At 39.4% G+C, this 12,511-nt stretch carries 13 protein-coding genes and 1 tRNA gene; 5 read left to right on the top strand and 9 right to left on the bottom strand.

All coding sequences use genetic code 11. The annotated features are described in order from the left end of the window. The first annotated feature begins 83 nt into the window (after window positions 1-83). The gene (locus tag QME58_11625) at window positions 84-629 is read left to right on the top strand and encodes a hypothetical protein (protein ID MDI6804474.1); all 546 of its coding nucleotides are present in this window, start codon (window positions 84-86) and stop codon (window positions 627-629) included. Window positions 630-711: 82 nt separating this feature from the next. On the opposite strand, the gene QME58_11620 is transcribed toward QME58_11625, so the two are convergent. The 8 genes from QME58_11620 to QME58_11585 form a co-directional block, all read right to left on the bottom strand. Beyond that, window positions 712-1,071, bottom strand: coding sequence for a carboxymuconolactone decarboxylase family protein (locus QME58_11620; GenBank protein ID MDI6804473.1), 360 nt, complete (start codon window positions 1,069-1,071; stop codon window positions 712-714). Next, window positions 1,071-1,634 (bottom strand): hypothetical protein, encoded by a 564-nt coding sequence (locus tag QME58_11615; protein MDI6804472.1) that lies wholly within the window; start codon window positions 1,632-1,634, stop codon window positions 1,071-1,073. The genes QME58_11620 and QME58_11615 overlap by 1 nt, the downstream gene beginning before the upstream one ends. Before the next feature lie 189 nt (window positions 1,635-1,823). Beyond that, on the bottom strand, window positions 1,824-2,294 hold the full coding sequence (locus tag QME58_11610) for a hypothetical protein (protein MDI6804471.1): 471 nt from the start codon (window positions 2,292-2,294) through the stop codon (window positions 1,824-1,826). Between the two features lie 16 nt (window positions 2,295-2,310). After that, entirely contained in the window at window positions 2,311-4,521 is a 2,211-nt protein-coding gene (locus QME58_11605; GenBank protein MDI6804470.1) for a PAS domain S-box protein, read from the bottom strand. A gap of 6 nt (window positions 4,522-4,527) precedes the next feature. After that, a complete protein-coding gene (locus QME58_11600) occupies window positions 4,528-6,156 on the bottom strand; it encodes a M3 family metallopeptidase (GenBank protein ID MDI6804469.1) in 1,629 nt (542 codons plus the stop codon). Between the two features lie 78 nt (window positions 6,157-6,234). Beyond that, window positions 6,235-6,807: a cohesin domain-containing protein gene (locus tag QME58_11595; GenBank protein ID MDI6804468.1), complete on the bottom strand. Its 573-nt coding sequence runs from the start codon at window positions 6,805-6,807 to the stop codon at window positions 6,235-6,237. Beyond that, window positions 6,804-9,845, bottom strand: a complete 3,042-nt coding sequence (locus QME58_11590) for a FlgD immunoglobulin-like domain containing protein (protein MDI6804467.1) — start codon at window positions 9,843-9,845, stop codon at window positions 6,804-6,806. Before QME58_11590 ends, QME58_11595 begins: the two co-directional genes overlap by 4 nt. Further along, window positions 9,835-10,323, bottom strand: coding sequence for a hypothetical protein (locus QME58_11585; protein ID MDI6804466.1), 489 nt, complete (start codon window positions 10,321-10,323; stop codon window positions 9,835-9,837). Before QME58_11585 ends, QME58_11590 begins: the two co-directional genes overlap by 11 nt. A gap of 114 nt (window positions 10,324-10,437) precedes the next feature. On the opposite strand from QME58_11585, the gene QME58_11580 reads away from it, so the two are divergent. The 4 genes from QME58_11580 to acpS are packed head-to-tail and all read left to right on the top strand — an operon-like array spanning window position 10,438 to window position 12,287. Beyond that, window positions 10,438-10,965, top strand: a complete 528-nt coding sequence (locus QME58_11580) for a hypothetical protein (GenBank protein ID MDI6804465.1) — start codon at window positions 10,438-10,440, stop codon at window positions 10,963-10,965. A gap of 1 nt (window position 10,966) precedes the next feature. Continuing rightward, a complete protein-coding gene (locus QME58_11575) occupies window positions 10,967-11,242 on the top strand; it encodes a hypothetical protein (protein ID MDI6804464.1) in 276 nt (91 codons plus the stop codon). Beyond that, entirely contained in the window at window positions 11,239-11,919 is a 681-nt protein-coding gene (locus QME58_11570; GenBank protein ID MDI6804463.1) for a TIGR02253 family HAD-type hydrolase, read from the top strand. The genes QME58_11575 and QME58_11570 overlap by 4 nt, the downstream gene beginning before the upstream one ends. Then, window positions 11,916-12,287 carry a holo-ACP synthase gene (acpS, locus tag QME58_11565; protein ID MDI6804462.1) on the top strand — a complete coding sequence of 124 codons (372 nt, stop codon included), beginning with the start codon at window positions 11,916-11,918 and terminating at the stop codon, window positions 12,285-12,287. Before QME58_11570 ends, acpS begins: the two co-directional genes overlap by 4 nt. A gap of 25 nt (window positions 12,288-12,312) precedes the next feature. On the opposite strand, the gene QME58_11560 is transcribed toward acpS, so the two are convergent. Continuing rightward, window positions 12,313-12,387, bottom strand: a tRNA-Pro gene (locus QME58_11560). Between the last annotated feature and the right edge of the window lie 124 nt (window positions 12,388-12,511).

Genomic DNA, 12,511 nt, shown 5'->3' with positions numbered 1-12,511 from the left:
ATGTTTCGCTTCGCTCAACATGACAAAAAGTCAATTCTGCGTAACTTCAGTAACTAATTAACTAACAATAAAAGGAGATAGATATGAAACAATTAGCAGTAGTTTTAATTTTAATTGCAGCCATGTGTAATCCCGCGGTTGCGCAGTTTGAGAAAAAAGCGAACTACCTTGGACCGAGTCTTGGGTTATATTTTTATGGCTCTACTCCAATTTTCGGTCTGAATTTTGAACACGCCTTGGACACAGAACTCGGCGATGGCATCGTTGGAATTGGTGGAATATTCAGATACTGGAGTTGGAGTACAGACGAAGGAAATTGGTATGGTGAATCGTGGGGTTGGACTTATACCGATATTATGATCGGTGTACAGGGCAACTACCATTTCGTAGTAGGTGATGGTAAGTTGGATCCATGGGCTGGACTTACATTAGCTTACGATGCCGCCTCGGTGAAATATAAAGGACCTTCTGGTTATAACTGGTCAACACCAACATCGGGTGGATTATTTTTAGGCGCTAATGCCGGTGCCCGCTATTGGTTCTCTGAATCTATGAGTGTGGTAGCAAGAATCGGATTAGGTACACTTAGCTATTCTGCATTAGATATTGGCATAGACTTTAGACTTTAGAAAATTTATTTTTTGAGACTCGGCATAAGCAACCAAGTTTTGCCGGGTCTCAAAAATATTTTTGGAATATAATGCAGATGTTTTAATCTGTATCCCCTTTTTGCTCGTTCATCTCATCAAGGAAAGCCACAGCACGTCGCAGGTGCGGAATTACTATTGAGCCGCCGACCGTTAGCGCTACACTGAATATCTCGAACATCTCCCCGTCGGTTACGCCTTCCTCTTTGCACTGCATTATATGGTAGGATACGCAATCGTCGCAGCGCAGTACCATCGAAGATACAAGTCCTAACATCTCTTTTGTTTTGGTATCTAATTTCCCCGGCTCGTAAGTAAGTGTATCAACACCGAAAAATCTTTTAATTGCCCGGTTATCGGCGCCTAATATTCGTTCGTTCATTTTTTTGCGGAACGATTGAAATTCTTCTACCCGTTTTGGCATCATGGTCTCTCTTTAATAAATGCAGCAATAACTAATCCGGCTAAAATCCAACCGATAATCAAATCAGCCGACATTGCCGTTGCATATTTGAGTGGAAAATACATCCAGTTCCAGTTTGAAAAGTGAATTGTAATAGATGCAAAAATTGCCAACACACCTACGAATGAAACCCGTGCAAAGTACGATTGCCTCATAGCGGTGCTTCTTGATAAAATCCAGGCTGCTAACATTGCCACTATGATATTAATGAGTGTTCCATATAGAATATCCTTCGTCATAGTTGGGTCGCCGCCGGTTGGACGGAAAAATATTGTAGCAATTGGTCCGCTTTTAATTTTATCCCGCCAAACATTCTGCGCCGCTTCTGTCTGCGAGTCGGGCATAGCCGGTATTACATAAACACCCTCCTCCTTCATTGAATTTACAAAAATGTGTGAGAAGATTTCATCTTCCGGACAACTCTTCATAGTGTCTTTGTGAAGATTTAGTTCCATCCAAACTACGAAACCCCAGAGGGTAATAACGATACCGCCGATGATTCCGGCAATAATAATTTTTATCATAAGTTCTCCTTCCGTTAGCTAACGGATTATTTTTTTTTGAATACCTTTCTCAGTCGATTCAACAGCTTCTTTCCAACTATCGGTTTGTTCGGGTGCCGACTGAATTGTTTTATTGGTCGCATCGCCATCGGGACTGTGCAGAAAATAGCGACCACGATCTTCTGATTTAGGGCGTCCTGAAGTTTCACCTTATTTAATTTCCGTATTACCGGCAATTTTGTTCAGTTCCTGTTGTGCCGGTTCCACAAATTTCTTCCAATTGAACGGGTCGTGTGCCGGCGGAGCGGTCGAAAAAAACCGGGTCAAGTCGGCGTTTGTTGTTGTGATGTACATTTTAATATTCTCAACCGCATGCAAATATTGCTGTGCTAATGTTTTAGTTTTTTCTTCAGGCATTTGTTCAATAAAACGGACTTCTTGTATTTTTGAATCGAGTTGCTGCAATAGCGAATCTAATTCGTGCCGCTTGGTGTTATAAGAGGTTTTCCACTCCTTTGTTTGCTTCTTCCGAGCGTAACGCTTTTCGCTTTCTTCAACTTGAAGTATTATATCGTGCGTATGAACTGCTAATTCAATTATCCGTTTCTCTGATTCGGAAGTTTTTTGTTCTTTGCTACTGCACCCGGAAACTGTCAGTAAAAATATAAATAAGTATAACATTTTTTTGTAAACCATTCTATTTTATGTATTTCATTACAGCTTTTTGTAAGTCGTCTTTGTTAGCAGGTTTAATAAATATTTCTTTAACGCCATACTGCATCAAAGCTTCGGCATCAGCTTTTGACTCGAATGAAGTAATGATAATTACAGGTGTGTTTTTAGTTTGCGGTTGCGAGCGAAGTTCTTTAAGTAAACGCAATCCATCCATACCGGGCATTGCGAAATCAGCCAATATCAGAACAGGAAGTCGTGATAATGCAATAGACATAGCTTCGTACCCATCGAGCGCCTCAAGAAGCAAGACGTCGGGAAGAATTTGTTCCATATAATGAACTGCGAGCGAGCGGTTGCCTTTATTGTCGTCAACTATCAACACGGATTTTTGGACAGCCGGAATAGTGAAGATGAAGGATGTTCCTTGATCTACCTCGCTATCGATTGTGATAGTGCCACCATGCCTCTGCACTACTTCGGCAACAAGAGCTAAACCTAACCCGGAACCTTCTTCGCCTTCAGTTCCGCGTGAAAAATATTTTGTATCTATACGAAATAATTTATCGAAATCTTCTTTTGGAATGCCAACGCCTGTATCGCGCACGGCTATTTTCACAAAACTTCCCTCGTCTTCAATAAAATCTACCCAAACTTTTCCGTTTTGAGGTGTAAATTTTATAGCGTTTGAAATTAAATTACCGAACAACTGAAGCATCAGGTTTTCATCAACATTGACGATGGTCCGTTCAGGAATGTTTGCAAAAAGTTTAATATTTTTTCTAAACACATTACCGGCTAACGAAACAATACTACGCCCGACAAGCTCGTTCAAGTTTGTCGGTCTTGGTTCAAATCTGATACGCCCGGTTTCTAACCGCGACCAATCGAGCAGGTTGTTCAATAAATGCAGTTGCTGTTCAGCAGCTTGCTTGATGAACTGCAGGAATTCTTTTTTTTCTTCTTCAGTAAATTCAGTTTTATCGTCGAGCAGCATCTCGGTGAAGCCGAGTATGCTGTTGAAAGGTGCACGCAGATCGTGAGAGACGATTGAAAGGAATTTATCCTTCTGCAAGTTCAGCGAACGGATGGCATTCTCTGTTGCCTTCCGATTTGTAATGTCTTGTATCATTCCTTCATAATAAAGAATTTCACCTTCAGGCGCTGTAACCGCGCGTGAATTTTCGAGAACAGTAATTTCTGAACCATCTTTTCGTTTCAGGCGAATTTCGTAATCAGTAACTTTCCCGTCTCTATCCATCAATGCTTGAAAAGCTTTTCGGTCGTCTGGATTTACATAAAATTGCGATGCAGGTATATTCGAAAATTCCTCTATATTCGAATATCCCAACATTTTTAATAAAGCTTTATTAGTAGTAATAATTCTGCCATCAGCCGACGATTGGTATATCCCTTCGATAGAATTTTCGAAAATAGATTTAAAATTTGCCTCGGCTTGTTCGGCAGCTTTTTTGGCTTTTAATTCTTCAGTAATGTTACGCTTGATTTCTACAACATTAATTAACTTTCCGGATTCATCGAATACAGGATTTATTGTCAATTCTTCGTCGTATAAAGTTCCATCTTTTTTCCTGTTTTTAAAATATCCGTGCCACACTTTGCCGCTAAGAACCTGCTGCCAAATATTATGAATATAGTCTTTGGTTTGATTGTCGGAATCCAGAATCGAGAGTTGCTTCCCGATAGCTTCCGATTTTGTATATTGTGTGGTTTTCTCGAAAGCCGAATTGACGTATTGTATTATACCGTTTTTATCGGTAACAACAATCATCTCGGTCGTTTGATTAATTATTTTGGAAAGAGTGAGAGTTTCCTGATCGACTAACTTCCGGATAGTAATATCGAAAGCGATTGCCTGGAAACCCGTTGCCTTACCGTTGTCAAGCAGCAGTGTTGTGCTCTGACCAAACCATTTTACTTTGCCGGTTTTTGTAAGAATAGGAAATTCTAAATAAGTTCGGGAAATTTTTTCTTTTAGCTGATTAGAGTAATGCGACTTTACGGTTTCGAAATACTCTTTCTGAACAATGTCGAAAATTTTTTTCTTTAGAAGTTCTTTTTCTTCAAACCCTGATAATTTTACAAAAAAGGGATTTACAAAAACAAACCTCCCGGTTTTGTTAGTTAGGAAAAAAACAGCACCTGTTCTTTCTATAATTTGCGTGAAATCGAAACTATCTCCACTTTTCTTTCGTGTTGGTTGTTTTTTATTCATATTAGATTAATCCATAATTTTCAGCGTACGGAGATATGCTCCTGTTTCAAGCGACTTGCCGGTAGTGTTTCGGATGCGCTCGTACCATTCTTGAACTTCACCGTTTGCGTAAAGGTGCCCGATAATCCAACCGCTTAATTCGGGGTTTGATATCTTCGAGCTGCCAAATTTGCTTACGATTACTTCATAAACCTGTGCCGAAATCATTTTAGATAAAATGTAATTTTGATAGTAGCACGGATACATCGTGTACCAAATCGAAGACGCGAAGCGGTGAGGCATTGTGCTGTCTATTTCAACTAAAAGATATTTTTTATACATATCGCGTTCGAGTGCCGCCAAATCCTGATCGGGGTTTTTGTACATTTCGTACTCAAAGAAGAAATCTTTTAAAGTTCTGCGTAAATAATAAAGGTCGCTGAATGTCCGCGTAGCAACATATTTTTCAGCATCATCTTGTGAAGCTGATGTATATGTCCTCAGCCATTCAGGGTCGTTTACAAATTCCGCTTGAAGTTCGGCAACTCCTTCCGCGTAAGCACCACACGAGGCGCCAGGAATCCACTCGTAACCTTTCAAAATCGGATACCGAACGTTGGTGTGTACTGTTTGTAGTGCATGCCCATATTCGTGAAAGGCAACGTTGTAAAATCGTTTGCCCGTTATAGGATTTAATAAATAGCGCGAATCGTTGGGAATATTAATTCCGATATTCAAACCGCCAAAGGGAATGTCTTTAATTGTTTCTTTAATCGGTAATGAATCGACTTTAAAACCAATGTTTTTATGAAACCTATGAAGAATAGAAAATATAGAATCTTTTGGGAAATGTGAATCAGAAATTGAAGCCCATCGGTAAACAGCAGCATCGAAATCCCAGGGATGAAATTTCTTGGTCTTTAATTTTTTCTGGGACGATTCAATAAATTCCTGAAAATCAGCACGGGTTTTTTCTTCAAGATTATTCAACGTATTTATCAGCCAATCTTCTTTAATCTGCGATAAAAACAACGATAACGAATAGTAGTTGTAAAATCCGAGTTGTTTTGCTTTTTCGTTCCTCAGTTTAACTAATTCAACCAATTCGTCTCGAGCGTTATCCGATAATTGCGATGTGATAAGCCAAAATATTTTTCTTTGTTTCTGGTTTTGCTCGTTTCGAACGCGATTATCTATTTCAGCTAATGTTATTCGATTTCCTAAATATGAAAATTTAAAATTTGTGATTTTCTTTTGGAGAAAATTTTCGTTTGTTGCGATACCGGAATCGGAATATATGCTGCCCCCCAAGAAACACCGCCACCAAAGTTCAAGCCGTCTTGCCAATGTATCGTCGGCTAATGCGCTCGATTTTCTTCGCCACACTTCAATTAGATTCTTGTCGGATGAATCGAGGAATATCTTTGCAAATTTTGCTTTAGCTGCATCGAGATTATGGACTGCTTCTCCCGAATATAAATTCCAATTTGCCATCCCGGTTTGAATGCAGGCATCCTCATACGCCTGCTCTAATGTGTCGAGGTATATCAGCAATTCATTTTTTGTACCGATAGTTTCTTTTTTCTGTTCACAAGAAGCGAATAAGAAAAGAGAAATAATAAAATAATAAGTATAAAAAGATGTGTGTCGAAACATTAGTTTGTCTCCGGCATAATGTAAACAGTTTAAAGGGTTTGGTGTTAAGATAAAGAAAAAAAAGGCTTAAATCAAAAATTATTGTATAGTTACATGTAAACTATCTATTTTTAAAATAGAAAAGTTATTTATATAATTTCCGTCGATCTTCTTAATTTCTAAATTACTCTTGTTTATTTTAAACCATACATTGCCCGCTGCGATGGCTTTGCTTTTCAATTTGATAACTACACCGGCTCCACCCGAAACAAGTCCGCTGTTTTTGATATACGATATACCGATGCTTGCCCTGCCAAAACCTTGCTCAACTTTTTTTAACATCATTATTTTCGATGTGTCGCCTGTTTGAAAATAGGGTCCCACCAACATTTTTGTCTGGTCCGGAATTTCAACAAGGTTTTTATCGTACAATATTTCGACCGCCGAGCCGAACACATTCTGCATATTATAAAATACTAATTTAACATCGAAGTTGCCGCCTGAACTAACAGTGGCTGAACTTGTTATTAGCCGTACAGAAAAACTTGTGTCGGCGGGAAATGTAAAATCTTCCGCAGGTGGTGGTGGCGGTGGAGTTACAGGATCGGTTTTACAACTTGAAAATTGTATGACGCCAAGAATTATAGTCAAAGTTAATATGTATTTTATCATTTCGCCAGCACCATTTTCTTTGTGATTTGAATATTGTTTGTCTTTTTTGTTTCGATAGAACTGACCACAAGCCTATAAACGTAAACGCCGCTTGAAACTTTAATGCCTCGTTGATCTGTTGCATCCCACTCGAACGAATTGTATCCGGGCAGAACATTATGCTTTACAAAATCTTTCACAACTCTTCCGTTTATATCAAAAATTGTAAGCGATACATTATCGGATTCTTCCGGCAGGTTGAATCTAATTGTAGTGTTAGGATTAAACGGGTTAGGATAGTTTTGTTCGAGTATGTAATCGTTTGGGATGCCGAGTAATTGTGAACGATACCGAAGAATTTCGGTGCGGATTTCACGCAACGCCGGGTATTTTGGATTTAGCTCAATCTCTTTTAATAACTCTTCACAAATTGCGATGCTATTAGTTTGTTGAGTCGAAAGCGGGTTACGTGTAAAATACCAATTTTGTATCACCCCCTGAATATCATTTGCCTTCACAATTCCATCACCGTTGCAATCAGCGAATGCAGCTTCGAGAGGATTGAATGGTCCGGTTAAATTTTGAGGCGTCCAATTTAACGAAGGACTATTTCGAGGTGAGCCGGTAACTCCAAGATGCCTTGCAATCGGCAATACATCCCGCATATCAACGATAGCATCGTTGTTAGCATCTCCGGGGTAAATTGTATCTTTCGGAACAATCATAGTGAGAGGGATACTTAGTTTGAACATTCCTCTACCGTGTGTTGCAGCAAACACGTAGTTGTCGCGGCGTAAATCTAAATCTGCAATTTGCACATTTGCCAAACCTTGGTTTTGCTGTACCCAATTTGTTCCGCCGTTCATAGTTTCAAAAACTCCTAAATCAGTTCCTGCTAACCAATGATTGTTAATGGTCGGGTTGATTATGATTGCATTAACGGGAACATCGGGCATATCGCCGCTGACATCAATCCAGGATGTACCGCGATTTGTTGTTAAAAAGATATGTCCAGGAGTTGCCGGTATATTTGTATTGTATCCAGAATAGCCAACTAAAATAAAGTCGGTGTCTACTGTATCAACTGCAATGCATGTAACCCAGCGATTTGGGAGCGGAGATTTAGTTATATTTGTCCAGCTTGTCCCGGTGTTAGTTGTAATTTGAATGCGTGAGGTTGATGTGCCCGAACCGGTAGTCCCCACATAAATAAAAGCAGATGATTTTTTTGCGATTGCAATTGCAGAAATTTTTGAACCTGTTGCAACCGTTCCGTCACCCGTTAAATCATTACTAATGCTTGTCCAAGTGCCCGCCGAGTTTGTTGTTCTGTAAACTTTGTAAGTGCCTGCTACGAGTATTTGCGGGTTAGTCGGATCCATTACGAATGGAGCGATGAATAAAACGCGGTCAGTCGTCCCATCGTAAGGACCGCTGGTTGTTGGTATTCCGTTCATTGCTTTAGCCCAGTTGCTACCGGCATTTGTAGTTTTTTGTATGTTTAAATTTACATATTCGGTAAATACTGTATTAGGGTTATTGTAATCGACTGCAGTTGCTCCCCCGTCGCCGCCAAACACCATCGACCAGTTTGGAATACTATTCGACTTCAGCGTTCCGTTATCCTGAGTTCCACCGTAGTAAATTTCAGATGTCGGGTGAACAGCTCCGCTATAAAATTGAGTCGTTGCCAGACCGTTGTTAAATTCAGTGAATGTAGAACCTGTATTTGTGGATTTGAAAACTCCTCCATCAGTTCCAAAATATATTATCGCGGGATTTGTTGGATGAAACTCTATTTCGTGATGATCGACATGAACATAAGGATATGCTGAAGGAGGATACCCGAAAGCTATCATAGAAAAACTGCTGCCGCCGTTTGTTGATTTAAAAAGATTGATTCCTGCCGCAAATACGATATTCGGATCGGTTGGATGAACTGCAATTACGTTGTTGTACCAACCCTGTCCGCCTAAATGAGAACCACCTAATAATGGATCGGTCGGTTTAGCGACAGCATTCCAATTTGCCCCGCCGTCTGTCGATTTTTGGATGCTGTGTGTATAATGTGTTGTTGCTGAATCTAAAGAAGCAAATAAAATATTGGGATTGCTTTTCGAGACAGCTAACGCAATTCGATTATATCCTGCTGTCGGAAAACCACCGGATAATTTTGTAAAAGAAGAACCACTGTTTGTAGTTTTATAAATACCATCTTGCGAATGATTTCCGTAGCATACATAAAAAGTAGCAGGAGTTAAAGGGTCGCCGACTATTTGCGTAGCCCGGACGGAGGAAGTACCTTGATGAATGAAGCTCCAATTATTTCCTGAATTAGTCGTTTTAAAAAGTCCGTTGTTTGTAGCAGCGTATAAAATGTTAGTGCTATCAGAACGCAAATATATATCGTTAACAAAGAAGGGAAAATTTGCAGTACCACTAAAGCTTTTCAGAATTGTCCATGATACTCCTGCGTCAGTCGATTTTAGAACTCCTTCACCTCGAACTGCATCATAATTAAAAAATCCCTCACCTGTTCCCGCATAAATAATGTTGTTATCATTTGGGTCGATAACGATTGATGATATTGCTAAATTTGCAGCGAAATCACTAACCGGAAACCATCCCGATCCGCCGTTTGTCGATTTGAAAATTCCGCCGCTTACAGAACTTGCATAAACGATTTCAGGATTAACATTCGAGATAGCTATGGCACGAACCCTACCGCCAACATTATGCGGACCAACACTTAACCAGCTAATCGCGGTTTTACCGGTTTTTTGCAAATTACTTTTTTCGATGTGCGACAATGCTTTAGTTCTCCAATCTATCGGAATGCTTGCAGCAGGATATGCCCGTTGCTCGAACATCCATTTTACTGCTTCACCCGGTTGATCGGATTTAGGAAGCCCCATCTTTACACGATTTATCGCCCGGTTGCCTTTAGGATCGCTTATATGTAATCCGACGATTTTTCTATCTGCATGTTGAAAAAATAGCGATGAACCAAAACCGATAACAAATATTAAAATTAGTAATGTTAATTTATTAATCTTCATTATTTATTCCTTCAGGAGGATTTTGAAAAACTTCTACTTCAGTTATGTAACATTTATTGTCGGGGGCTACTGTTAGTTTGCCGATGAAATATCCTTTCGCTTTGAGAATCCTTAGTTCGAGTAATTTTTTATTAATCGGATTTTTCATATCTACTTTATTATTTTCATCCAAATTAAAAGCCGGAAAAACTTCAACCGATTGCCCGGGTTCTAATAGTGTTGGCATCGAATGATCAGCGATGGCTGTCTGGAGATTTACTTTGAATTTGTAATTTACACTGTCAATCAAATCAACTGAAACAATAACCGCTCCGACAAAAGTGCTGTTTTCTTTTATTGCGGCTCTCGGATTCATGACCGGCTGTTGGATAACAGGTGATGGCTGTGGCAGTTCTTCTTTTATAACTTCTTTTTTAGAAGAACAACTGATTAGAATCGATGCCGATAGTGCAAACAGAATAAAAAATATTTTTTTCATACAAATCCTATATTAATTTTCTATAAAAATATCAGAAGTATTTACATCAAAATCAAGCCGAGCAATAAACCGTCATTTTGAAATCTCATAAAATTATCATATTTTTTAGCCGAAATGAACGATTTTCCAATATTTAAAGAATCCAAAATTGCTAAACTTTCTCTTTTTGTAATCGTGCTGGGAACAGTGTTTTGGCTTGGGGCTGTACACATCCGGGATGTTATAAGCAATGCAATACTAATTATGGGCACACTCGAGTTTAAACCGAATATCAATCCGATGGTCGAACGTGCAGTTATGGGGCTTATCGCAAAAAGCTCGATAGTAGTTTTAGGGGGCTATATAACAGTTTGGATCGCAAGTATAGTTTATATATCTACAACCCGATTGGTTCTGAAAAAGAACGGATGGTTGCTTATGAGTGCCATATTATTTTATTTCTTCACCCCCGTCGAAATTTATACTGCAATCCTTGATGGACGAATGATCTTTGAGGATTTATTTGCAAAGGGCGATTTAGTTGAATTCCGAAAATTGTTGATTCACCGGATGGCAGCATTAGCAGGGGCACCACGGATAGCTCAATTCAGTTACTACACGATTATTGCAATAATAGTTTTTCAACCTTTCAAAAAACAATAGTATGGAATATTTAACATTAATAAAAGAACTTGAAGAGTTAGCAACACAATTAGGGATAAAGATCCGCTACGAAAAAGGTAACTTTGAAGGCGGCTATTGTATTTTAAAAGAACAAAAGATTTTAGTGGTTAATAAAAAATTATTCGATAACCGCAAAACGTCTGTATTGGCACAAGGTATAGCTGAAATTGGCATCGATGATGTTTTTGTAAAGCCGATCGTACGGCAATATATTGAAGACGAGAATGTTAGAATCGCAAAGGAAAAAAATAAATGATACGGGCAGTTGTTTTCGATCTCGATAATACACTCGTCGATTTTATGGCGATGAAGCGTCAGGCAATTAATGGCGCGGTGGATGCAATGATTGATGCAGGTATCGGTTTGCAAAAAGTTGAAATACACCAACGAATAGATGCAATTTATCAGGAACGCGGAATCGAGTTCCAAAAAGTTTTCGATGAACTTTTGTATGATATATTTCAAAAAGTAGATTATAAAATTTTATCGGCTGGAATAATTGCTTACAGGCGTGCGCGTGAAGCTGCACTCGTTCCGTATCCTCACGTTTATATGACGCTTATCGAATTAGCAAAGATGGGGTTGAAGTTAGCTGTAATTTCTGATGCACCATCGCGGGAAGCCTGGCTGCGGTTGTGTTATCTGAACCTTCACCATATTTTCGATTGTGTTGTAACATTCGACGATACCGGCGAACGGAAGCCAAGCCCTGTTCCGTTTCAGAAAGTTTTAGAAATGCTGAATGTTAAAGGGGGCGATGCAATTATGATTGGCGACTGGGCTGAGCGTGATATGGTGGGTGCGGCAAAAGTCGGAATGAAAACTGTTTTTGCACGATACGGAAACACTTTCGGAACAATCGAGTCGGGTGCTGATTACGATGTGAACGACATTCAAGAATTAATTGAAATTGTAAAGAAGGAAAACGGATGATAATGGGCATTGGAATAGATGTAGTTGAAATACCTCGCATGAAGAAAATTATTAATGAGTGGGGAAATACTTTTTTAGAAAAAATATTTACTGCAAACGAATTAAGCTATGCTCAATCGAAAAAAGAATATGTTCAACATTTAGCCGCTCGTTTTGCTGCCAAAGAAGCTGTCGCAAAAGCAATATCCACCGGCTGGTCGGGTGGTTTCCGGTGGAAGGATGTTGAAGTTAACAACGATGTATCGGGTAAACCTACAATAACTTTATCGGGAAAAATAGAAGAAACATTTAAGAATCACAATATATTTATCTCGCTATCACATTCCGAAAATGTAGTCGTAGCCTTTGCTGTAATAGAGGCGAAATAAAAAGCCTCCAATTACGGAGGCTAAGTCGGAACGGCGGGATTTGAACCCGCGACCCCTTGCACCCCAAGCAAGTGCGCTAGCCGGGCTGCGCTACGTTCCGAATTTTACTAATATTTTTTAACCCTTGCACTCCAAGTCCTTAAGGGATTCCCTTGGGACAAGTGCGCTAGCCGGGCGGAGTTTATCCCGCCATCGGCGGGACTACGTTCCGAATTTTACTAATA

The sequence above is a fragment of the Bacteroidota bacterium genome (genome assembly GCA_030017895.1).
Taxonomy (GTDB): domain Bacteria; phylum Bacteroidota; class Ignavibacteria; order UBA10030; family BY39; genus JASEGV01.
Note: the sequence above shows the minus strand (reverse complement) of the source record. Positions and strands in the feature narration are given on the sequence as shown.

What these genes read in the sequence shown, in the direction of transcription:
- QME58_11610 (MDI6804471.1), bottom strand. Translation starts at nt 2,294, where the DNA reads ATGTTATACTTATTTATATTTTTACTGACAGTTTCCGGGTGCAGTAGC.
- QME58_11580 (MDI6804465.1), top strand. Translation starts at nt 10,438, where the DNA reads ATGAACGATTTTCCAATATTTAAAGAATCCAAAATTGCTAAACTTTCT.
- QME58_11590 (MDI6804467.1), bottom strand. Translation starts at nt 9,845, where the DNA reads ATGAAGATTAATAAATTAACATTACTAATTTTAATATTTGTTATCGGT.
- QME58_11625 (MDI6804474.1), top strand. Translation starts at nt 84, where the DNA reads ATGAAACAATTAGCAGTAGTTTTAATTTTAATTGCAGCCATGTGTAAT.
- QME58_11595 (MDI6804468.1), bottom strand. Translation starts at nt 6,807, where the DNA reads ATGATAAAATACATATTAACTTTGACTATAATTCTTGGCGTCATACAA.
- QME58_11605 (MDI6804470.1), bottom strand. Translation starts at nt 4,521, where the DNA reads ATGAATAAAAAACAACCAACACGAAAGAAAAGTGGAGATAGTTTCGAT.
- QME58_11585 (MDI6804466.1), bottom strand. Translation starts at nt 10,323, where the DNA reads ATGAAAAAAATATTTTTTATTCTGTTTGCACTATCGGCATCGATTCTA.
- QME58_11575 (MDI6804464.1), top strand. Translation starts at nt 10,967, where the DNA reads ATGGAATATTTAACATTAATAAAAGAACTTGAAGAGTTAGCAACACAA.
- QME58_11570 (MDI6804463.1), top strand. Translation starts at nt 11,239, where the DNA reads ATGATACGGGCAGTTGTTTTCGATCTCGATAATACACTCGTCGATTTT.
- acpS (MDI6804462.1), top strand. Translation starts at nt 11,916, where the DNA reads ATGATAATGGGCATTGGAATAGATGTAGTTGAAATACCTCGCATGAAG.
- QME58_11615 (MDI6804472.1), bottom strand. Translation starts at nt 1,634, where the DNA reads ATGATAAAAATTATTATTGCCGGAATCATCGGCGGTATCGTTATTACC.
- QME58_11620 (MDI6804473.1), bottom strand. Translation starts at nt 1,071, where the DNA reads ATGCCAAAACGGGTAGAAGAATTTCAATCGTTCCGCAAAAAAATGAAC.
- QME58_11600 (MDI6804469.1), bottom strand. Translation starts at nt 6,156, where the DNA reads ATGTTTCGACACACATCTTTTTATACTTATTATTTTATTATTTCTCTT.